Genomic DNA, 20,041 nt, shown 5'->3' with positions numbered 1-20,041 from the left:
AACGCATGAATCTTTTACAGACTCATCTCGACGGCATTCGAAAGACGTTCCCGAATCTGGTTTCTGCCCTGACAGAAAGCGGCGGCGGAGTGCTCACCATCGCACCGTCACGAGAGGGCAGTCCATCTGCGACGCAAAACGGTCAATGGATTCACAGTGCCTACGACCCGAGAAAGGAAGCCCAGTCATGGGCTGCGCTCCACGCCAAGGAATGGCATGCCGGGGAGCTAGGCGTCGTGCTCGGCGCAGGACTGCTCTATCACGTCGAAGCGTTAGTCGCATTGAAGCCGGCCGGCGCTCGATTGGCCGTCGCGATCGCTGACATCGCCGCGTTCAAAGATGCGTTGGCCGTACGCCCGTTGGGTCCCTGGTTCAATGCGATTGAATGGATTTGGGGAAGCCCTGATGAAATGGCGACGCAACTCGCCTCCAAATCGGCCCCGCTCCGCTTCTTCACCTATGCACCGGCGGCGCGTCCTTATGCGACACAACACCAGGTCCTCGATGTGGAGCTGCGCCGGCTGCTGGCGGCACGCCAGCATGGGCGTCTGCACGTCGCGGTCGTAGGACCCATCTATGGCGGCTCATTGCCCATCGCCGGATACGTCGTGCGGGCGCTGGAATCCCTCGGTCATCGGGTGAGTTGGGTGGACCATAGTATCCATCATGCCAGCTATGAGCGATTCAATACATTTCATGACCCCCGCCATCGGCTCTCGATGCAAAGCCGGTTTGCCGATGTGCTCAGCATGGGCACGCTGACGGAACTCTCGGAAGATCCTCCGGATCTCGTTCTGGCCATGGCTCAAGCCCCCATGTCGCTCGGCGCTCTCGAACATCTGCGCCGGAAGAAATTCATGACGGCGATGTGGTTCGTCGAAAACTACAGGCATTTGACGTACTGGCAGCAACTTGCTCCCGGATACGATTATTGGTTCACGATTCAACAGAACGAGTGTCATGACGCCCTCCGCCGGGCCGGGGCTCCGCATGTCAGCTATCTCCCCATGGCCGCCGATCCATCCGTGCATCGTCCGCTCAGCTTGACGATGAGCGAACAACTGGAATTCGGATCGGATCTGTCCTTTGTCGGCGCCGGATACGCCAATCGCCGCGCGGTGCTCCCGCGTTGGATCGGCAAGGACTGGACCTTCAAGGTATGGGGCAATGAATGGGACGGCGCCGATGCGGTGGCGCCTGTCTTACAGCGGAACGGTGCGCGGATCGACACCGACACCTGTCTCAAAGTATTTAACGCCACGGCAATCAATTTGAATCTCCACTCGAATACCGGTGAGGGACTGGACCCGGCGGCAGATTTTGTGAATCCCCGTACATTTGAATTGGCCGCGGCAGGCGCCTTCCAACTGGTCGACCAACGGGCGCTTCTTCCCGAGTGCTTTACCGAAGACGAGATCGTCAGCTTTGAAGGCACTGACGAGGTGCCCTCCCTGATCAGAACCTGGCTGCGTGATCCGGTCGGTCGTCGGACCATCGCCGACGCGGCCCGCCGGCGGGTCATGCTGCAGCATACGTACGAACACCGCATGAAGGACCTGCTGGCCGAATTGGGCATGCGGGAACCCGATCGATTGGGTTCGATCCTGCGAGGAGATCGGACGGCGGAAGTCCTCACCGCGCAGACCACCACGCCGCCTGAACTGGCCCCGATGTTGCGACAGTTCGCGCCCGATCAGCGGGTCGAGCTGAAGGATATGGCGGCACAGATTCGCGCCCGCGGACCCCGCACAGAACTCAGCCGTGAAGATCTGCTTATTCTCATGCTGGACAGTTATCGGACTGAAACAAGGGACTTGGTATGAATCGGCAAGTGCTGATCCTGAATGTCACCCGAATGGGAGACCTGGTCCAAATGGGGACCTTGCTGGCCAGGCTGCAAGAAGAATGGCCGGGCGTGGCGGTCGATGTGATCGTGGATCGCCGGTTCGCGGCCGTGGCGTCTCTGCTGCCCGGGCTCCGTGACATTATCACCTATGACTTTCAAGCCCTAATTGATGACAGCCGCGCGGCCGTCAAGAGTGTGACCGCGCTCTATACCGATCTCGCCGCCTGGGCTCGTCCTTTGGTGGAGCGGCGCTACAATCGCATCATCAATCTCACCTTCAATCGTCCCAGCGCGTTATTGGCATCGTACATCGGTGCGCCGGATATCCGCGGTGCCCGCTGCGCCTGGGACGGGGAGAGTGTGATCGACAATCCCTGGATGGCGTATTTCACGGACATGCATCATTTCCGCGCGTTGAATCGATTCAACCTTGTCGACGTCTATGCGTTAGGCGGAAGCGGGCCAGGAGCCTACGCGCCCTTGTCGGTGCGTGTGACGCCGGCCGCGCAGGACTGGGCGCGACGCTTTCTCGCCGCTTCGCCGGAAACGGCTCAGGAGTGGATTGCGGTGCAAGCCGGAGCGAGCGACGTCATGAAAGCCTGGCGGCCTGAGCATTTCGGCCGCACGCTGACGCACCTGAGCGCACGCTGGCACGGTGGCATCGTGTTGATCGGAGCCCCGGCTGAACAAGACACTATCGCGCAGGTTGTCCGAGTCTATCGGGAGGCCGGAGGACGCAACCCCGTCCTCAATGCAGCGGGCCAGACAACACTGGAGCAGTTGGTGGGGTTGCTCGCGGAGTGCCGGCTCCTCTTAACCAACGACACCGGTCCGATGCATCTGGCCGTCGGTGTTCAGGTGCCGGTGATCGACCTGTCCGTCGGACATGTGGATTTCCGAGAAACCGGTCCGTATGGATCTGGGCATTGGGTCGTGCAACCGGTGCTGGAATGCGCGCCCTGCGGATTCGATCAAGTGTGCGCCCATCACAGCTGCAAGGATCGTCTTCCCGTGACCATGGTGGCGGACTTGCTCTTACATGTGTTGGCCAAAGGGGAGTGCCCCCCGGCGGCGCCCGGCTATCGGCTCTATCGCTCGTCCGTCGATGAAGATCAATTAGGACACTATTGCGCGGTAGGAACCGACGAATCCTCGGATCTCGACTGGTACAGCCGGTATTGGAGACGATACTGGTATGAAACCTTGACTCACACCTCCAGCCGTATCCCGGAAGACTCAACCGTGCCTCAGAATGCCGCCGGCGCGGCCCACCACCTGGCAGGCATGATGCCGGGTATTGACCGACTCTGCCGTCAAGCCGATGCCATTGTCCAGGCCACCACGCAGGCTGCGCCATCGCCAGGTTCCTTGCAGGCGCTGCAACGGGAGCAAACATCGCTGCGTGAACGCGTCGTCCGCCAAGGAATGAGTCATATCGCCAGTTCCCCGGTGACGACCTCGTTCGTGCGCTCCATTCACCAAGATCATGTCAGGGGCCTCGATCGTATGGCCCGGCATCATGCCTTGGCCTACCGACACTGGAGGCGACAGCTGACGGACATCCAGCGATACCTGACTCAGAGTCCCTCGAAGTCCACATTGCGGCGATTGGCCATGCTCACGGATTCTCCAGTCGCCCATTCAGGATAGCGGCCGGATCGCTCCGGCCTATCCCGCCTCGTTAAGAAGGAGAGAACGTTATGCATGTGATGCTCGATCAAGATCAGTGGGAAGCCGCCAATGGGCTCAGCCTTGGCGACGTGTTGACGGATATCAGCGAGAAAGCCCATGCCCGCTCACGGCTGATTACGTCCTTGACCGTCGATCAGCGCACCATTACAGATCGCGATTTGGACGCAACCTTTTTAGGTGAACCGATCGCGCGCTTCACTCGTCTCAAGGCCGTGTCTCAAACCATGGATGAGGTGATGCGCGGAGCCTCATCGACGATTCAGCATTACGCCGAGCTTCTCCGGAAGGAAGCTGAGGAACTCGCCTCGCATCTCCGCATGGGAGACGAACGGCTCACGGCATTGGATGCATGGCTGGGCAAACTGGCCGACTATCTGGAGCTGGTGGAATCCTACCCAGCGAAGATGCATCCCGATCGGGCCATGACCCCGTGGGTACAGGCCTTGTTGGAGGCGCGCGCCCAACGCGACCTGATTCGCGTCGCCGATCTGCTTGAATATGAACTCGCGCCAAGATTGGAGCCCTAGGATGACCGCTGTGTTCATTGCGTTCAGTTTCTGCCGACACGCACGATTGGCTGCAGTTGCTTCGAACCTCTCAAGTCTGAGGGGTATCCTCCGATAAGGGATGCAACCGCTCTCTAGGCGTAGAGGGGTAAGACGCTTCTGCACGGACGCGGAAGCGAGGCAGGTACAGCACAGCAGTCGGCAAGGAGGAAGCATCCATGGCATTAATTATCAACAACAACCCGGCATCAATTTCTGCCCAGCGGAATTTGTCGGTGAGCACCAACCAGTTGGGACGCTCGGTCGAGCGCCTCTCATCCGGCCTTCGGATTACGCGAGCCGCGGATGATGCCGCCGGCCTCGGACTGTCCGAATCGTTGCGGGCGCAGATCCGCAGCATCAACCAATCTGTCCGGAACTCCTCAGACGGCATCAGCTTGACGCAGATCGCCGACGGCGCCGCCTCCACCATTGGAAACCTGCTGTCACGGCTTCGGGAATTGTCCTCGCAGTCCGCGAGCGGTACGGTCGGCAACACCGAGCGGTCGTACATCGATCAGGAATTCGTGGCCTTGCGGTCGGAAATCGACCGTATCGCGCAGGTTACCGAATTCAACGGCCAGGCCTTGACGAGTGGAAGTTCCATCAGCTTCTCCATCGCCATCGGATTCAGAAGCGGTGCGGGCAATTCACTCAGCCTCGACCTGAATGACATCACCACCTCTTCACTGGGCCTCAGCACGGTGAACGTGTCCACCTCGGCCAATGCCACCAGCGCATTGTCGAACATCGATAGCGCGATCAGCGCCATCGCGACCGCCCGCGCCGAATACGGTTCGATCCAGAACCGGTTCGAAGCGACCATCGCGAATCTGCAGGTGACGAGTGAAAACCTCACCGCCGCAGAATCGCGTATTCGCGATGCGGATATTGCTCATGAAACGTCGGTCTTCACCAAGAATCAGATTTTGGTGCAAACCGGCATCTCGGTGCTTGCGCAAGCCAACAACCTGCCGAAGCAGGCATTGGCCTTGTTGCAAGGGTAGTAAATAGCAGGGGCGGCCGCTCTTCATGAGCGGCCGCCCCAATCTCAGGTTCACACGGAGGCTGCCATGATTACATCGGTAACCGGCAAAGCAGATCTCCTGACCACACCCGCCCGCGGGGGTGAACCGGATCATGCAGCGGCGAAACAGCCGACTGTCGCACGGACGCAATCTGATACCGAGAAAACGCCAACCTCCCCGATTGATCGCACGACACTCGAACAGGCGGTGGCCAAGGTCAGTGAAGACGTACAGGCACAAGACACGAATTTGAAGTTTGAAGTCGATGATTCCACGGAGCGCGTGATTGTCAAAGTGATTGCCACGGACTCAGGCAAAGTGATCCGTGAATTGCCACCGAAAGAGGTGGTCGAATTGGCAAAGTTTTTTGACAAATCGAAAGGCATCCTTCTCAAGAAAGAGGCGTAAGCCCGCGAGAGGCACGAGATATGGCAACCATCAGCTTTGGCGGTCTGGGGAACGGACTTGATTTCGGGAAAGTGGTTGAACAACTAGTCAAGGTCGCACACTTGCCGGTTGACAGCCTGAACGAAAAAAAAGGCGCCCTCAGTTCAAAGTCGACCGACTACGCGACCTTGAGCACCAAACTGATCGGCCTCCAGAGCGCTGCGGATAAGCTGCGGCTCTCGACCTCATTTGACCGGACCACGACAAGCGTGTCCGATACCAGTGCGTTGAGCGCCGTCGGCTCCTCCACTGCCACATCGGGCACGTACGCGATCAAGGTCACTCAGCTCGCGCAGTCCAATCAAATCACGAACAAAGCCGCCAAAACCGTGGCCGCGACGACGACCGATATCGTCGCAGGAGCCTCAGGCACCTTCACCTTCAAAATCGGCAGCGGAGTCGATCAAACGGTGACGCTCAGCGACACGGCAACGCTGGAAGATCTCAAAAGCGCGATTAACGATCTCGGCGCCGGTGCAACGGCTTCGATTATCAATACCGGATCGGATACGACTCCGGCCTATCGGCTCGTCCTCACATCCGCCACCACAGGCGCGTCCAACGGCATCACCATCGTGGCCGACAATACGACGCTGGATTTCACAAACGGCAGCGGAACCGGCGGCGTCGATACGCTGCAAGCCGCTCAAGATGCCATTGCCATTGTCGGAGACCCGGCGCTCAACCCTGTTACCGTGACACGGAGCACCAATGCCATCTCCGATGCCATTGCCGGCGTCACGCTCACGTTATTGAAGACCACTGGAACATCGACCGTTCAGGTCAATGTGAGCCGCGATGTCACCGCGGTGAAAGACAACATCAAAGGGTTGGCGACCGCCTATAACGAAGTCCTCAAATACATCAATGAGCGCACGACCTACGATGTGGCCACGAAAAAGGGCGGAAACTTCTTCGGAGAACCGACCGTTCGCGGAATCCTTTCCCAGATTCGCACGGCGCTCTCCGCCTCGATCCCCGGCGCGGGATCTCTGAATACCCTCGGAAATCTGGGATTCAAGACGGATCGAGAGGGAACCATCACCGTCGATGAAGCAAAGCTCGATACCGCATTGAGCGCCAGTTACAGCAGTGTCCGGACCTTGTTTGTCAGTCAAACAGGAAGCGCCGGGGTCGCCCAGTTGCTCAATACGGCAATCGACTCGCTGACCAACGTGGCATCCGGTCAATTGACGCTCCGAAAGAACGGCATCGCCAAACAGATTACCAGTCTGTCCGCAGACATTCTGAGAAAAGAAGACGCGGTCGCCAAGTACGAAGAGCGGCTCAAAGCCCAATATGCGTCACTGGATGGTCTGCTCAGGCGCCTCCAGAGCCAAACCTCTTCACTTCAATCGAATTCGTCCAGCGGAAACTGAGCTTATTACGCAGTAGGGGATACACACAGCTATGGTCGCACAATACGCCCAGCAGTATCAGCAGACGCAAATCCTCACCTCTTCTCGGGTACAAATCGTGGTCTTACTCTATGATGCTGCGATTCAATCCATCGAATTGACACGCCGCGCCATCGAGACCAACAACTACCGCGATAAAGCCCGATTCATCGGCCGTGCCATCTCCATTGTAGGAGAACTCGACAGTGTACTGGATTATGAGCAGGGCGGGGAGATCGCGAAGTCATTGCATCGACTCTACGACTACATGCTGAGCGAACTGGTGGAAGCCAATGCCAAGCATGTGAGTGCTCGGCTCGATGGACCAGCCCGATGCCTCACCACCTTGCGGGAAGCCTGGAGAGAGGTCGCGGCGCAGCAGCAGGCCCCGCTGGCGCTCGCCCGATAATCACATGGACCAAGGATCCGACGAGCACCTGGATACGATCATGGCGGTTACCGATGCGGCAGGGATCGCAGCGGCCCGAGGGGAGTGGAATCGGGTGGAGCACTACTATCAATTGCGAGAAGGACTCCTCTCTCAGGAATCCCTCTCCCCCGAACATCGAGCCTATGTGCTGTCGGTTGATCGCACGATCGCGGAACAGATTTCGGTGGCCCAGGCAGGCTTGACTTCACAGCTTGATGAAGCGGCCAAGACTCGCCAACGGCTACAAGGACTGCGCCAATGGAATGGCGCGTGGTCTTCGGACTCAGGGACGATTGAGCGGCTCGTTTAACCAATCGCACCCGGGAGAGGCACATGGGGATCGCCGTCCATCAGATCCATAACCTGGTCCGCACCTATCAACGTGCGCTCCAGCCGGCACCGCCTGCAAAGGCACTCGAACCAGTGAGCGGTCAGGCCGACCGCGTTTCGGTTTCCGCGGAAGCGCGGGAACGGCATGAGCACGTCACCGCACTGCCAGAACATGACCGCGATAACCCCAAGAGGTCCAAGTGAGCCAGCAATCGCACGACGGTCGCTCGCGTATACTGCTCGCCGGAACCCCGGCTTTCCATCGTGACATGCGCTGGATTCAGCTCGCGCGACAAGGATTGGTCTTCGTGCCCGTCGCAAAACGAGACTGCACACTCATCACCGGCCGCACCGCGGATGTCCAGGCTATCGTGTATCAAGCGGGCGCGCGCGCGGCAGACACGCTGGCTTTCCTCAAGGCCATGGCCGCTCGACAAAGTGACCTCTGTATTATTCTCGTCGGACGGAACCAGAAACCGGACACGGTCGCGCAGTTTCTTCGCAACGGGGCCTTCGATTATGTCAATTGGCCCTGTTCCCTCTCGCGCCTGACCGACTCTCTGACCAGTGGGCTCACCAACCGCCAAATCTTTTTGGAAGTCCGCAACCTCTCCGGAGATCTCGCCACCGCCAATCAATCGCTGGCCCATGAGCGCGATACTCTCAAACAATTCAATCAACGCTTGGCCGGACTCAATCAATTGACGCAAGCGCTGGCCAGATCCTTACAGCCCGAAGATGTCGTTCAAGCCCTCTTTACCGGCGTCCCCGCACTCATCGGGGCAGACCTGATTGGTTTAGTCCGCACAAATCCGGAACACGTGTGGACGTGGTCGAAGGACGGCAATCAGGAACGGGAACAGGCCCTCAACGCCCAACTACTCGGACGGCTTGGACGAGCGCCGCAGCGAGTCACAGCAGGAGCGACGACCTTGCGCCTGGTCGGATCGCATCCCATGCCGTCGATAAGAAGCGACGATGCCCTTCTTGCGCTCCCGCAGCCGGACGCCCACGCGATGCACGACATTCCGCTGGCGATCGGACCGCACGCCATCGGGGTGCTCCACGTTCAACGAGCGGGATCCCAGCCCTTCACAGAAGACGAACAGCAGTTGTTGGCAACCATCGGCACGTCACTCTCCCTCACGTTGCGGAATGCCGATGCCCACCAGGATCTCCACGACATGGCTTTGCGAGACCCTCTGACGGGCGTCTTCAACCGTCGTGCCCTCGATGAACCCTTGATGCGTGAATTGAAGGCGGGCCTCCGCTACGGAGCGCCGGCTTGCCTGGCGATTCTGGATCTCGACTACTTTAAAACCGTGAACGACCGCTTAGGGCACACGGCCGGCGATCTGGTATTGCGGGAGCTGGCCTCGTTGATGACCGACACGGTGCGCGACGTCGATATGGTCGGCCGGTACGGGGGAGAGGAATTTGCCATCATCCTGCCCCATACCTCAATCGAGCAGGCTCAGCCCTTAGCCGAGCGCCTGCGCAACCTCATTGAAACCCATGCATTCGACGTCGAAGACGGCACGGTGCGGTTGACGGCCAGCATTGGAATCGCCGAAGTGTGCAACCCGGCCATTGCCTCGGTTGAAGATTGGGTCAATGCAGCCGATACGGCTCTCTACCACGCGAAGGCGCAGGGGCGTAATCGCGTGGTCGTCCATGCGCCAGTTCCACTCGCTCCGGTTCAGGCGGCCACGCTCTGCGTCGCCGCCTAAGCTGTGTAAGAAAGACTCAGCCCCACGATGAATCACACCCAGTCGCTCAAAGAATCTTCTCTCGCCGTCGATGAACGCCGGGAGTGGATCCGTGTCGACGACCATCTTTTGATGGAGTACCGCCTGACGAGCGAATCAGCCGACGCCCCTCAGCCGAGTACGCCGCCGCTGACCGACGAGATGATTGCGGCTGCCGTCGGCAAACCGACCGCCGATCTGCTTGCGCGCTCAGGCGATGCGCTGGCGACGTCTCCCTTGCTTCCGTGGATCATGAAAGTGGATTGGTTGATGGAGGTACTGCTGCGCGGCATGGCGCATATGCAGCCTGACAGTATCGCCATCGCGCGACTCACCGAGGTAAATATCAGCGGGGGAGGAATCAGTTTCGTCTCACCGCGACCATTCCAACCGTCGGACCTCTTGACGCTGAAGCTGATTCTTCCGCCCTTCACTCCCGTCAACACCACTGCGAAGGTCATTCGCACGTCACCGCTGACCGGAGCACCCGGCTACCTCATCGCCACACAGTACGTCGAACTGGCCCCAGATGAGCAAGAGCATATTATCCGCCACATTATTCAGACACAGGCAGAACGGCTCCGAGCCAGACGCGCCAGTGCTTGAGACGACGCTCGTCCTCACACCTCAATCGAGTTGAACGGATCATGCCTGCTGGTTGTCGCTAGGCGGCCTTCGCGGAAGCATCCTGAATGCGTTGCCGCAACGTGTCGGCAATGCGTCCGAGCGCCACGGCGGCGGGGGCTGCCGGCTCCAGTTCGGTCACAGGAAGATAGCTGCGCACCGCCCGTTCCATGGCGGGATCGTCGGGAATTTCCCCCAGAAGCGTCAGGTCGCCGCCGACATACTCCTTCAAGAGTTTCCGAAGCTGCAAGACATTGACCCGCGAGCGACCGGCGACACGATTCAAAATCAGGGCCGGTTGAAACGTCCGCAATGAGGTCTCAGCGATCACTCGTCCCGCTTCATCCGTCTTGCCCGCCACATCTAATACTTCTTCGACGCTGCTGAAATCGCGATCCGACAATGCCTCGGCCATCGCATCCCGGGCCAGAAACGACGACAGCACACGGCGAATCGCCGCCAGCTTGATAAAGCGATAGAGGTCCAAGACTGAGGTCGGGTCAGGCGTGGCCACCGCGACATGGTGATCAGCCATGAGAAAGAAATCGAGCGCATGATAACTGGTTCCGGCGCCGATATCCGCGACAATGACGTCAGTATCCAATTCCTGGAAGTTTTTGATCAGCCGCTTTTTCTTCGAATAGGGCATGTTGGCCGTGGCCAGCGTGTCGCCGGTGCCAGGAATGATGCGGAGGTTCTTATGTACGGACAAGGGCTGGGCAATTTCCGACAGCGTGGCGACGCGACGATTCAGAAAATCGGTCAACGTCAGCGGAGGATTCAGGAGACCGAACAGAATGTGACTATCCGCGCCGCCTACATCGAGGTCGGCCAAGACCACGCGGTGCCCGTGCTTGGCCAACAAGAGCGCGAGGTTCGCCGACACCACACTCTTGCCGACTCCTCCTTTTCCCGATGCGATCGAGACGATCGTGGCCATTGCGCAAAGTTCCTGATGGTTGGGGATGGATAACGAATCCTTCATCGGCTGAATTTCCGCCGAACCTAAGCACAACCGTTCACTCCGCGCGTGGCTCGCTCCCAATCGATCACACCGGGAGACGCGCTGCGCTATTCGACGCAAGCGTCCTCTCAAGTTTTCTATCAGGCACACCGATAACCCACTCACTATGAATAATCCTACGACCGCATCAATCGTGACCCAGGCAAACACAACGGATGGCGAGATCTTAACGGTCCAGGAAGTGGCGCGCTTTCTTCGTGTGCCCAAGTCCACCGTCTATAAGCTCGCGCGTGTCGGCGAATTGCCGGCATCGAAGATCGGGAAGCATTGGCGCTTCCTGCGACGCGACATCCATGACTGGATGCACAGTCGCTCACAAGCCGCATAGTTCCATTCGCGGCAAAGAGCGGCTGAGTATAACCTCCGACGGTCGAGGTGCGCCCCATAGCGGGGAATACCACGGCCAATGTGCAACCCCCGCAGGCGGGTAAGGGAGTCTCATGGGCAGTCCAGTCACAAAAGCAGAAGCGGAAAACAGCAAGCGAGGCATGGATGCCGAGACCTTCAAGCTGCTGCGGGAATTTATCTACGAACAGACAGGGATCACCTTTCAGGAGAACCAGAAATATCTTCTGGAGAGCCGCCTCGCATCCCGTCTCAAGGAACACAAACTCGCGACCTATGCCGACTATGTCAACTATCTCCGCTTCGATACGTATCGCGACCGGGAGCTGGTCTCGCTCTATGGCCTGATCACTACGAACGAGACCTATTTCTACCGGGATCAACCGCAGCTCGACTCGTTCATCAAGACCGTGATCCCGGCCGTCATGGAAGCGAATAAAGCGTCCCGACAGATCCGGATCTGGAGCGCCGCCTGCTCATCGGGCGATGAGCCGTACACCCTGGCCTTGATGCTGTCGGACTACGCGCCGCTGGTGAACTGGAATATTGAAATCCTGGCCACGGACATCAGTGAACCGATCCTGAAGATGGCCAGCGCGGGCGTCTACACCGCGCACGCCTTGCGTCATGTCCCGCCGCATCTCAAGACCCGGCATTTCAATGCGCAAGGGGAGAACTTCGCTATTTCTTCAACGATCAAAAGCCGGGTGAAGTTCATGAATCTCAATCTCTATGACCGCCCGCGCCTCAAGTTGGTGCGAGGCATCGATATCGTGTTCTGCCGGAATTGCCTGATCTATTTCGATGAGAAAGCGAAACATCAGATTGCGATCGATATCGCGGGCGCGCTTAAACCCAACGGCTATCTGATCATCGGTTTTTCAGAATCCCTGACCAAGATGAGCGATGTGCTCCGGTCACAACACATCGGCCGCGCGGTCGTCTATCAGAAAATATAAGAGACTAGAGGAGGACCCATGCCAGCAGATCTCAACATGAAGATTCTCGTCGTCGATGACATGTCCACCATGCGTCGCATCGTCAAAAACATTCTCAAGCAACTGGGCTTTTCCAACATGGAAGAAGCCGAGAACGGGCAGGAGGCGCTGCAAAAGTTGCGGGCCGAGCCGTTCGGCTTTGTCGTATCGGATTGGAACATGCCGGTCATGCCGGGCATCGAGATGCTGCGCGCCATTCGGGCGGACGAAAAGTTGAAGCATATCCCGGTCCTCATGGTGACGGCCGAAGCGCAGAAAGAGAATCTCATCGAAGCCATCCAAGCAGGCGTCAACAATTACGTCGTCAAGCCGTTCACGGCGGAAACCATGCAGGAGAAGATCAATAAGATCTTCAACAAATAGGAAGGATCGCACTCATGACTTCACGAGCACATGTGAATACCCCTGCTCCTTCACAGAGCCTGGACGACGACATTGATGCCGAGAATCCGGACACGGCGCTCTACGAGAAACTTGGTGAATTGACCCGCTTTATCGATAAGACGATCAAGACCATCTCGCAGTTCAGCGCCCCGATGAGTGCGACCTCAGAACAGCTCCCCGATGCGACTGCGCATCTGCGCGATCTGCGCAAGCTGACGGAAGACGGCACCCATACGATCATGCAGCTGGTTGAAACAGTCACGGACAATCACAAGCGCGTCTTCGCTCAAATGGATGCCCTGGCTCAGCACCTGACCGGCGATGAAGCGGCAGCCCTCGCATCCATCCGCGCGGGAATAAAAAAGGACGACAAGCCGCTCATCGATATCATCACCGCCTTGTCGTTCCAGGACCTCGTGGCCCAGCGCGTCAACAAGCTCGTGACCATCGTCGAGGAAGTCGAGCACAAGCTGCTCGAACTCGTCGTCGTCTTCGGCCCCTACACCAAAGGCGCCGGCAAAGAAGAAACCGGGAAGGCATCGGAAATGCTGAAACAGTTGGAAGCGTCGAAGAATACCTCGATGAATCAGGATGTCGCGGACGAGATTTTGAAGCAGTTCGGATTTAATTGATCGCGTGATGAGTGAACGGTGAAGGGTGACGTACCGAGTGTCGGTTCTCAGACAATGACACCGCACGCAAGCCCAATCTCTGCTTGCGCGTCACACATCACGGCAGTTCATACCGGAGGGTGCCATGGACGATGAAACACAGGAAATACTCAACGACTTTCTGACCGAAACGACGGAAATGATCGACGGACTCGATCAGAAGTTCGTCGAGCTTGAAACCCAGCCGGACAATAAAGATCTTCTCAACGAGATCTTCCGGGCCATGCACAGCATGAAAGGCTCAGCCGGCTTTTTGGGATTCAATCATCTCGTCGATGTGACCCACCGGGCAGAAAGCATTCTCAATAAACTTCGGCAAGGGGAAATGGCGGTCGTTCCGGAAATCATCACGGTCATTCTCGAAACCGTCGATACCGTCAAGATGATCATGGCCGAGATCCGCTCTTCCGGGACGGACGTCAAGATTCCGGTGGAGGCGATGTCGCAAAAGCTCGATGATATTCTGGCCGGCAAGTTCAGCGCGGCGACGGCTACTCCCCCAGCGCCTCCGGCAGCCCAGGCGCCGGAACCCGTATCGGCACCGCCAGCGGCGGCGGCTCCGCCCCCACAGTTGGGAGAAATTCTCGTCACCGAGGGCCTGGCGACCAAAGAACAGGTCTTCGATGCCTTGACGGAACAATCCAAGCAACCTGACCCCAAGCAACCGCTTGGAGAATTGCTCATTCAGGCGAAAGCCATCTCCGAAAAGGCGCTCGATCAAGCCTTACAGAAGCAAGAGAAGCACCCCAAGGCGGAAGAGGATGCCACGATCCGTGTGGAAACGAGACGGCTCGATTCCGTCATGAATCTCGTCGGTGAATTGGTCCTCGGAAGAAATCGCCTCATCAAGATCGGCGGAGTGCTTGAGCAAACGCACGAAACAGATCCGCAGGTCCGCGCGCTCAGTGAAACGCTCACACAGCTGAACCTCGTGACGACCGACTTGCAACTCGCCGTCATGAAGACGCGCATGCTGCCGATCAAAAAAGTGATGGCCAAACTGCCCCGCATGGTACGAGACCTGTCTGCGAAGCTCGGCAAGCAAGTCAGGCTGGAAACGCACGGAGAAGAAACGGAACTCGACAAGTCAGTGGCCGACGAAATCGGCGATCCGCTCGTCCACTTGGTCCGCAATGCCATCGATCACGGTATCGAAATGCCGACTGAACGCCATGCCGCCAGAAAACCCAGTGAGGGAGTTCTGCGCATTGCCGCCAGCCAGGAAGGCAACAGCATCGTCATCCGCATCCAGGACGACGGCAAAGGGATTGCGCTCAGCAAGATCAAAGCCAAAGCGCTATCGAAAGGCCTTATCAGCGAAGCCGAGCTGGCGACGATGGAGCCACGGGAAGTCGTCAACTTGGTATTCCTGCCGGGATTCAGCACGGCGGAAAAAGTCACGGATGTCTCCGGCCGCGGCGTCGGCATGGATGTCGTACGGACGAACATTCGCAAGATGAACGGCACGGTGGAGATCGAATCCGAAGAAGGCAAGGGCAGTCTCATCACGATCAAGCTGCCGCTGACCATCGCCATCATTCAAGCGCTCATGGTCGAAGTAGAACGAGCCACGTTTGCCATTCCCTTGAGTTCGGTCATCGAGGCGGTGCGAATTTCCAAATCTGAAATCAAAACCATCAACGGACGGGAGGTCTTACACCTTCGCGACCGAGTCCTTCCGCTGTTGCGTCTGGCCAAGGAGTTTGAAATTCCAACGGACAAGGAGCGCGACCGGTTCTACGTGGTGGTCGCCGCGCTCGGGGATCGCCGGATCGGCGTCGTCGTTGATGAATTGCGCTCGCAGGAAGAAGTCGTGATCAAGTCCATTTGGGAATATCTGGACAGTATCAAAGGCATTTCCGGCGCCACGATTACCGGCGAAGGAAAAGTCGTACTCATTCTGGATATTTCAGAGCTCGTGGAGAACGCCCAAGCCTGGCATGCCTCCGCCATGGTGGCTTAGGACAACGGGCAGGGGCCGCAAAGGAGTTCGCTGATGTCTACGCTGATTAATGAAATCGATGCACGCACGAGATTGGCCGGCGCCAATCAGATGGAACTGCTCTTATTCCATCTCGGCACCGGAGAAGTCTTCGGGATCAACGTGTTCAAAGTTCGTGAGGTCATGAAACTGCCGCCCTTGACCAGAGTGCCTGAAGCCGACAGCCGTGTGCTGGGGATGGCTAATATCCGCGGCACGATGGTGCCGGTCATTGCGTTGCGACGGGCCCTGGGGCTGGGCGAGCAGGATGTCGATCTGACAAAGCCCGAGTGCAAGGAAAACGGGATCCTGATCATCACCGAATACAACGCCAGCTTGCAGGCCTTTCATGTCGCGGCGGTCGACCGCATCATCCGAACGTCCTGGTCCAAAATCAAAACGCCGCCCGCCTTGGTGCGTGAAAACAACAAGGGGGCCGTCACCGCCGTTACCATGCTGGACGACAGCCGCATGGTGCTGATCCTGGATGTCGAGAAGGTGCTCAGCGATATTTGCCCGAGACCGGACGAGGAAGTCTATGCCGGCCTTGATATACGGCCAGAGTTGAAGTCGAAGTGCGTCCTCTTCGCCGACGATTCGTCCGTGGCGCGGACTCAGATCCGCAAAGCGCTCGAAAAGATGGGCATCGCCTTTGTGCAAACCACCACCGGCAAAGAAGCCTGGGACTATCTCACGGAACTGGCCGAAGATGCGGTCAAGCAAGGGCTGCCGCAGGTCAATCGCATTCAGCTGATCCTCAGTGACATTGAAATGCCCGACATGGATGGGTTTACCCTGACCAAGCACATTCGGTCCGATCCAAGACTGGCGCATCTGCCTGTCGTGCTTCACTCCTCCTTGACGGGCAGCTGCAATCAGGAAAAAGGCGCACAGGTCGGCGCCACCGACTACGTCACGAAATTCGACCCGAAAGAGTTCTCTCAAAAATTGACCCGTTACATCCTCTAGGGCCCGGCGCACCGCGCAGGAGCACAACCAAGAAGGAAGGGTTTACTCAGTTATGGCCAAAGTTATTCAAGTCCTGGTCGTCGATGACTCGACGTTTATGAGAAAAAGCCTGTCCACGATGCTGACCAGCGATCCTCGCATCGCCATTGCCGGGTTGGCTCGAAACGGGGAAGAAGCGATTCAACAGGTCAAAGCCTTAAAACCCGATGTCGTGACCATGGACGTGGAAATGCCTGGCATGAACGGCATTGAAGCGGTCAGACGCATCATGGCGGAATTCCCGGTTCCCATCGTCATGGTCAGTTCGCTCACGACGGAAGGCGCCAACGATACGCTGAAAGCCCTGGAATATGGGGCGGTCGACTTCATTCCGAAACAATTGGATGGAGTCGCCACCAATATCGTCGAGATTGAGCGTGAATTGGTCGCCAAGATTGTGGGCGCCAGCCAAGCGACCGGGAAACTGGCAATTCGGCGCTCCAGCAGTCCGATGGCCGCGATTGCGAAACCAGCCGGCGGCGCCTTGTCGGCCCATTCGATCAGCGTCACCAGAGGCAACCGCCTTGTGGCTATCGGCTGCTCGACCGGGGGACCGCAAGCGTTGATGGAAATCCTGCCGATGCTGCCGGCCGATTTTCCCGCGGGCATTGTCATCGTCCAGCATATGCCGAAATCGTTCACCAAGCCCTTTGCCGAGCGCATGAACCAAATTTGTCCGTTGGAAGTCAAAGAAGCGGCCGACGGTGATGAAGTCAAAGCCGGCCGCGTCCTGATCGCGCCGGGCGGTATGCAGTTTAGAGTCAAGAAGAAGTCCATTACCGTCAATGTCGTCTCTCTGAGCCCGAATTATGAAAAGCACCTGCATGCGCCGGCCGCCGACATCATGTTGCAATCGGTCGCGGCGCTTTATGGGGAACGCGGCATCGGCATTATTCTTACCGGCATGGGCCATGACGGACTTGAGGGGATGAAAGCAATTAAAGCCTCAAAAGGCCGGACCATCGCGCAAGATGAAAAGACCTGCATCGTCTATGGCATGCCCAAAGCAGTCGTGGAAGCAGGCTGCGCGGATAAAGTTGTGCCGTTGCCGCACATCATCGGCGAAGTGTTGAACATGGTGTAACGGAAGAGGGATGCATCGATCCGGGCACGGTTCGATCGCACAATCGGCGAGGTATTGACGATGACATAGCAGTACAGGAATACGAGAAACAGCCGATACGGTAGTGACCGCTCCTACCGTTACGGCAAGAGTGTCATCTGGTGCACGAACTACGACGAGCGAGACGGGATTGATAGGGCACGCACTCATTTCATTCACACGTAGCAGGTAGGAGGACCTATGAAGACGCTGATGAAGAATATGAACATCGGACCGAAATTTGTGGTGGCCATCGTGGGAGTCGCCGCGATCATCACGCTGATCGGTTTGTTCCTGATCCAGGAACAGGAAAACGATAAGTTACATGTACTCTTGGAAGGTCGCGGGAAAGTCATTGAGAGCTATACGCAGATCACCCGAGCCTATATCGCCCAGAACTATGTGGGCAAGATCAAGAAATCCAAGGCCGGATCGGATATCGTCGTGGCCAAAGAGCATATCGGCATCGCCGACACCATTCCATTTCCAGCCACCGCGATGCGGGAATTGGGAGAGGAAGCCAATAAGAGCGGCCTCTTCAATATTCGGCTGATCAGCCCCAATCCGATGAATCCGGCCAACATCGCGAAAGACACGTTTGAAAACGACGCGATGAAGGCGATTCAGGCCGGAAACGACAGCTTTTCACGCATCGAAGAGATCAACGGGGTCTCGACCTTTCGCCGAGCCACACCCGACAAAGCCATCAATGCGAGCTGCGTCACCTGCCACACTGACAAACAAGTGGGCGATACCCTCGGCATGCTGACCGTCAATATGCCGATGACCAGGGCGAAAGAATTGTCCAGGGAGTCCTTGGTAAAGACAGCCGGCGTCATCCTCACGATTGTCATGGCCATTGTGCTGTTGACCTACTTCCTCTTGCGCAGCATCATTTTGAAGCCCATTCAAGAGATGATGACGATCACCAAAGATATCGCGCAGGGAGAGGGCGACTTGACCAAGCGCGTCCCGGTTCACGGGAAAGACGAAATTGCCCTGTTAGGTGGCTTCTTCAATATGTTCATCGAAAAGTTGCAGCACATGATCGGGAAAGTCGCTCATGTCACCGACAAAGTGGCCTCGGCATCAGTGGAATTGTCGGCGACTGCCGAAGAAATTTCCAAGGGTACCGATACGCTGACCTCGCGGGCGTCTCAGACGGCCGCCGCGGTTGAAGAGATGAACGCGACGGTGAGCCAGGTGGCCCAGAACTCCGGCAAAGCCGCGACGCTCGCGCAAGAGACCGTGAAGACCGCGAAAGACGGCGGCTCGGTGGTTGCCGATACCATCTCGGGGATGCAGCAACTCTCCGATGCCGTGTCCAGCTCGGCCACCATCATCTCGGAACTCGGCAAATCGTCCGATCAGATCGGCGAAATCGTCCGAGTCATCGAAGACATCGCGGACCAAACCAACCTGCTGGCCTTGAATGCCGCCATCGAGGCGGCCCGCGCCGGGGAACAGGGACGTGGATTTGCGGTCGTCGCGGATGAAGTCCGCAAGTTGGCGGAACGGACGACCAAAGCCACCAAGGAAATCGGAGACATGATCCGGCAGATTCAGCATGATACCCGCGGCGCAGTCGAGTCGATGCAACAGGGGACCGTTAAGGTCACCAGTGGCGTCGATCTGGTGAACCGGACCGGCGAAGCGCTATCACGCATCGTCGAGATGGTCTCCGAGAGCGCCGATATGATCAGACAGATTGCCGTGGCCTCTGAAGAGCAATCAGTCGCGACGCAACAGATCGCGAACGATATCGAAAATGTCGCCAAGGTCACCAAGGAATCGGCGTCAGGCGCCAATGAGTCGGCGAAAGCCAGCCATGACCTGAGCCAGTTGGCGACCGAACTGCAAGGCATTGTCGGATCCTTCAAGCTCTAGGCCCGAGCCAGGAAAGGGGGACACCGATGATTGTCGAGGAGAAAACACCGGGCCTGGTTCAACAAGGAGCCGGGCCCAGCGGGACAGGCAAGGGCGGGGATGACCTGGTGCAATTCGTGACGTGCCGGATTGCCCATGAAGAATTCGCGCTCGATGTGCTCAGTGTGCAGGAAATCAACCGGATGGTCGAAGTGACGCGCGTCCCCAAAGCGCCGTACTTCGTCGAAGGGGTCATCAACCTCCGCGGGCGGATCATCCCTGTGCTGGATCTCCGCCGGCGGTTCGGCCTCTCGTCCGTCGACCGGACGGACAACTCACGCATCATGGTGGTGCTGGTCCGTCAGCGGATGGTCGGTCTCATCGTCGATGAAGTGGTGGAAGTGCTGCGGTTGCCCAAAGTGATGATCGAACCGCCTCCCTCCGTCGGCAACTCAGCCGGCGCAGAGTTTACTCAGGGGGTCGGGCGGATCGATGACCGGCTGCTGATCGTACTGGACCTGAACCGGCTGCTGCTGCCGAGCGAACAAGCGGCCATGGAGGCAGCCACGCATTAG

Annotated in this window: 21 protein-coding genes; 20 read left to right on the top strand and 1 reads right to left on the bottom strand. The window is 57.9% G+C overall.

The annotated features are described in order from the left end of the window. Window positions 1-5: 5 nt before the first annotated feature. The 11 genes from NITLEN_RS10035 to NITLEN_RS09985 all read left to right on the top strand — a co-directional run bounded on the left by NITLEN_RS10035 (window position 6) and on the right by NITLEN_RS09985 (window position 10,069). Window positions 6-1,823 carry a CgeB family protein gene (locus tag NITLEN_RS10035; protein ID WP_181416774.1) on the top strand — a complete coding sequence of 606 codons (1,818 nt, stop codon included), beginning with the start codon at window positions 6-8 and terminating at the stop codon, window positions 1,821-1,823. Beyond that, window positions 1,820-3,496 carry a glycosyltransferase family 9 protein gene (locus tag NITLEN_RS10030; protein WP_121989478.1) on the top strand — a complete coding sequence of 559 codons (1,677 nt, stop codon included), beginning with the start codon at window positions 1,820-1,822 and terminating at the stop codon, window positions 3,494-3,496. Before NITLEN_RS10035 ends, NITLEN_RS10030 begins: the two co-directional genes overlap by 4 nt. A gap of 50 nt (window positions 3,497-3,546) precedes the next feature. Then, complete coding sequence (locus tag NITLEN_RS10025; RefSeq protein ID WP_121989477.1) at window positions 3,547-4,065, top strand: hypothetical protein; 519 nt, start codon at window positions 3,547-3,549, stop codon at window positions 4,063-4,065. Between the two features lie 197 nt (window positions 4,066-4,262). Beyond that, window positions 4,263-5,090 carry a flagellin N-terminal helical domain-containing protein gene (locus NITLEN_RS10020; protein WP_121989476.1) on the top strand — a complete coding sequence of 276 codons (828 nt, stop codon included), beginning with the start codon at window positions 4,263-4,265 and terminating at the stop codon, window positions 5,088-5,090. A 66-nt stretch (window positions 5,091-5,156) separates the two neighbouring features. Further along, window positions 5,157-5,519, top strand: a complete 363-nt coding sequence (locus NITLEN_RS10015) for a flagellar protein FlaG (RefSeq protein ID WP_121989475.1) — start codon at window positions 5,157-5,159, stop codon at window positions 5,517-5,519. 20 nt (window positions 5,520-5,539) lie between these two features. Continuing rightward, on the top strand, window positions 5,540-6,937 hold the full coding sequence (fliD, locus tag NITLEN_RS10010; protein ID WP_121989474.1) for a flagellar filament capping protein FliD: 1,398 nt from the start codon (window positions 5,540-5,542) through the stop codon (window positions 6,935-6,937). 31 nt (window positions 6,938-6,968) lie between these two features. After that, the gene (gene fliS / locus NITLEN_RS10005) at window positions 6,969-7,364 is read left to right on the top strand and encodes a flagellar export chaperone FliS (protein ID WP_121989473.1); all 396 of its coding nucleotides are present in this window, start codon (window positions 6,969-6,971) and stop codon (window positions 7,362-7,364) included. 4 nt (window positions 7,365-7,368) lie between these two features. After that, complete coding sequence (locus NITLEN_RS10000) at window positions 7,369-7,695, top strand: hypothetical protein (RefSeq protein WP_121989472.1); 327 nt, start codon at window positions 7,369-7,371, stop codon at window positions 7,693-7,695. A 23-nt stretch (window positions 7,696-7,718) separates the two neighbouring features. Then, window positions 7,719-7,919, top strand: a complete 201-nt coding sequence (locus NITLEN_RS09995) for a hypothetical protein (RefSeq protein ID WP_121989471.1) — start codon at window positions 7,719-7,721, stop codon at window positions 7,917-7,919. 104 nt (window positions 7,920-8,023) lie between these two features. Further along, window positions 8,024-9,445 carry a GGDEF domain-containing protein gene (locus NITLEN_RS09990; protein WP_181416773.1) on the top strand — a complete coding sequence of 474 codons (1,422 nt, stop codon included), beginning with the start codon at window positions 8,024-8,026 and terminating at the stop codon, window positions 9,443-9,445. Window positions 9,446-9,472: 27 nt separating this feature from the next. Further along, complete coding sequence (locus NITLEN_RS09985; protein ID WP_121989469.1) at window positions 9,473-10,069, top strand: PilZ domain-containing protein; 597 nt, start codon at window positions 9,473-9,475, stop codon at window positions 10,067-10,069. Between the two features lie 58 nt (window positions 10,070-10,127). Here the strand turns inward: NITLEN_RS09985 and NITLEN_RS09980 are convergent, their stop codons facing one another. Continuing rightward, window positions 10,128-11,027, bottom strand: coding sequence for a nucleotide-binding protein (locus NITLEN_RS09980; protein ID WP_181416772.1), 900 nt, complete (start codon window positions 11,025-11,027; stop codon window positions 10,128-10,130). 190 nt (window positions 11,028-11,217) lie between these two features. On the opposite strand from NITLEN_RS09980, the gene NITLEN_RS09975 reads away from it, so the two are divergent. The 9 genes from NITLEN_RS09975 to NITLEN_RS09935 all read left to right on the top strand — a co-directional run bounded on the left by NITLEN_RS09975 (window position 11,218) and on the right by NITLEN_RS09935 (window position 20,041). Continuing rightward, window positions 11,218-11,439: a helix-turn-helix domain-containing protein gene (locus NITLEN_RS09975; protein ID WP_121989467.1), complete on the top strand. Its 222-nt coding sequence runs from the start codon at window positions 11,218-11,220 to the stop codon at window positions 11,437-11,439. Window positions 11,440-11,551: 112 nt separating this feature from the next. Next, entirely contained in the window at window positions 11,552-12,415 is an 864-nt protein-coding gene (locus tag NITLEN_RS09970; RefSeq protein WP_121989466.1) for a CheR family methyltransferase, read from the top strand. An 18-nt stretch (window positions 12,416-12,433) separates the two neighbouring features. Then, on the top strand, window positions 12,434-12,817 hold the full coding sequence (gene cheY / locus NITLEN_RS09965; RefSeq protein WP_121989465.1) for a chemotaxis response regulator CheY: 384 nt from the start codon (window positions 12,434-12,436) through the stop codon (window positions 12,815-12,817). Between the two features lie 14 nt (window positions 12,818-12,831). Further along, window positions 12,832-13,470: a protein phosphatase CheZ gene (locus NITLEN_RS09960; RefSeq protein ID WP_121989464.1), complete on the top strand. Its 639-nt coding sequence runs from the start codon at window positions 12,832-12,834 to the stop codon at window positions 13,468-13,470. A 124-nt stretch (window positions 13,471-13,594) separates the two neighbouring features. Beyond that, on the top strand, window positions 13,595-15,472 hold the full coding sequence (locus NITLEN_RS09955) for a chemotaxis protein CheA (RefSeq protein ID WP_121989463.1): 1,878 nt from the start codon (window positions 13,595-13,597) through the stop codon (window positions 15,470-15,472). Between the two features lie 33 nt (window positions 15,473-15,505). Then, window positions 15,506-16,459 (top strand): chemotaxis protein, encoded by a 954-nt coding sequence (locus tag NITLEN_RS09950; RefSeq protein ID WP_121989462.1) that lies wholly within the window; start codon window positions 15,506-15,508, stop codon window positions 16,457-16,459. Window positions 16,460-16,511: 52 nt separating this feature from the next. Next, on the top strand, window positions 16,512-17,582 hold the full coding sequence (locus NITLEN_RS09945) for a protein-glutamate methylesterase/protein-glutamine glutaminase (RefSeq protein WP_121989461.1): 1,071 nt from the start codon (window positions 16,512-16,514) through the stop codon (window positions 17,580-17,582). Window positions 17,583-17,801: 219 nt separating this feature from the next. Beyond that, window positions 17,802-19,487: a methyl-accepting chemotaxis protein gene (locus NITLEN_RS09940; protein ID WP_121989460.1), complete on the top strand. Its 1,686-nt coding sequence runs from the start codon at window positions 17,802-17,804 to the stop codon at window positions 19,485-19,487. Window positions 19,488-19,513: 26 nt separating this feature from the next. Continuing rightward, window positions 19,514-20,041 (top strand): chemotaxis protein CheW, encoded by a 528-nt coding sequence (locus tag NITLEN_RS09935; RefSeq protein ID WP_121989459.1) that lies wholly within the window; start codon window positions 19,514-19,516, stop codon window positions 20,039-20,041.

The organism is Nitrospira lenta, from assembly GCF_900403705.1.
Lineage (GTDB): Bacteria > Nitrospirota > Nitrospiria > Nitrospirales > Nitrospiraceae > Nitrospira_D > Nitrospira_D lenta.
Note: the sequence above shows the minus strand (reverse complement) of the source record. Positions and strands in the feature narration are given on the sequence as shown.

What these genes read in the sequence shown, in the direction of transcription:
- cheY (WP_121989465.1), top strand. Translation starts at nt 12,434, where the DNA reads ATGCCAGCAGATCTCAACATGAAGATTCTCGTCGTCGATGACATGTCC.
- NITLEN_RS09995 (WP_121989471.1), top strand. Translation starts at nt 7,719, where the DNA reads ATGGGGATCGCCGTCCATCAGATCCATAACCTGGTCCGCACCTATCAA.
- NITLEN_RS09955 (WP_121989463.1), top strand. Translation starts at nt 13,595, where the DNA reads ATGGACGATGAAACACAGGAAATACTCAACGACTTTCTGACCGAAACG.
- NITLEN_RS10015 (WP_121989475.1), top strand. Translation starts at nt 5,157, where the DNA reads ATGATTACATCGGTAACCGGCAAAGCAGATCTCCTGACCACACCCGCC.
- NITLEN_RS10030 (WP_121989478.1), top strand. Translation starts at nt 1,820, where the DNA reads ATGAATCGGCAAGTGCTGATCCTGAATGTCACCCGAATGGGAGACCTG.
- NITLEN_RS10035 (WP_181416774.1), top strand. Translation starts at nt 6, where the DNA reads ATGAATCTTTTACAGACTCATCTCGACGGCATTCGAAAGACGTTCCCG.
- NITLEN_RS09945 (WP_121989461.1), top strand. Translation starts at nt 16,512, where the DNA reads ATGGCCAAAGTTATTCAAGTCCTGGTCGTCGATGACTCGACGTTTATG.
- fliS (WP_121989473.1), top strand. Translation starts at nt 6,969, where the DNA reads ATGGTCGCACAATACGCCCAGCAGTATCAGCAGACGCAAATCCTCACC.
- NITLEN_RS09975 (WP_121989467.1), top strand. Translation starts at nt 11,218, where the DNA reads ATGAATAATCCTACGACCGCATCAATCGTGACCCAGGCAAACACAACG.
- fliD (WP_121989474.1), top strand. Translation starts at nt 5,540, where the DNA reads ATGGCAACCATCAGCTTTGGCGGTCTGGGGAACGGACTTGATTTCGGG.
- NITLEN_RS09985 (WP_121989469.1), top strand. Translation starts at nt 9,473, where the DNA reads ATGAATCACACCCAGTCGCTCAAAGAATCTTCTCTCGCCGTCGATGAA.
- NITLEN_RS09940 (WP_121989460.1), top strand. Translation starts at nt 17,802, where the DNA reads ATGAAGACGCTGATGAAGAATATGAACATCGGACCGAAATTTGTGGTG.
- NITLEN_RS09970 (WP_121989466.1), top strand. Translation starts at nt 11,552, where the DNA reads ATGGGCAGTCCAGTCACAAAAGCAGAAGCGGAAAACAGCAAGCGAGGC.
- NITLEN_RS10020 (WP_121989476.1), top strand. Translation starts at nt 4,263, where the DNA reads ATGGCATTAATTATCAACAACAACCCGGCATCAATTTCTGCCCAGCGG.
- NITLEN_RS09980 (WP_181416772.1), bottom strand. Translation starts at nt 11,027, where the DNA reads ATGGCCACGATCGTCTCGATCGCATCGGGAAAAGGAGGAGTCGGCAAG.
- NITLEN_RS10025 (WP_121989477.1), top strand. Translation starts at nt 3,547, where the DNA reads ATGCATGTGATGCTCGATCAAGATCAGTGGGAAGCCGCCAATGGGCTC.
- NITLEN_RS09935 (WP_121989459.1), top strand. Translation starts at nt 19,514, where the DNA reads ATGATTGTCGAGGAGAAAACACCGGGCCTGGTTCAACAAGGAGCCGGG.
- NITLEN_RS09960 (WP_121989464.1), top strand. Translation starts at nt 12,832, where the DNA reads ATGACTTCACGAGCACATGTGAATACCCCTGCTCCTTCACAGAGCCTG.
- NITLEN_RS09950 (WP_121989462.1), top strand. Translation starts at nt 15,506, where the DNA reads ATGTCTACGCTGATTAATGAAATCGATGCACGCACGAGATTGGCCGGC.
- NITLEN_RS10000 (WP_121989472.1), top strand. Translation starts at nt 7,369, where the DNA reads ATGGACCAAGGATCCGACGAGCACCTGGATACGATCATGGCGGTTACC.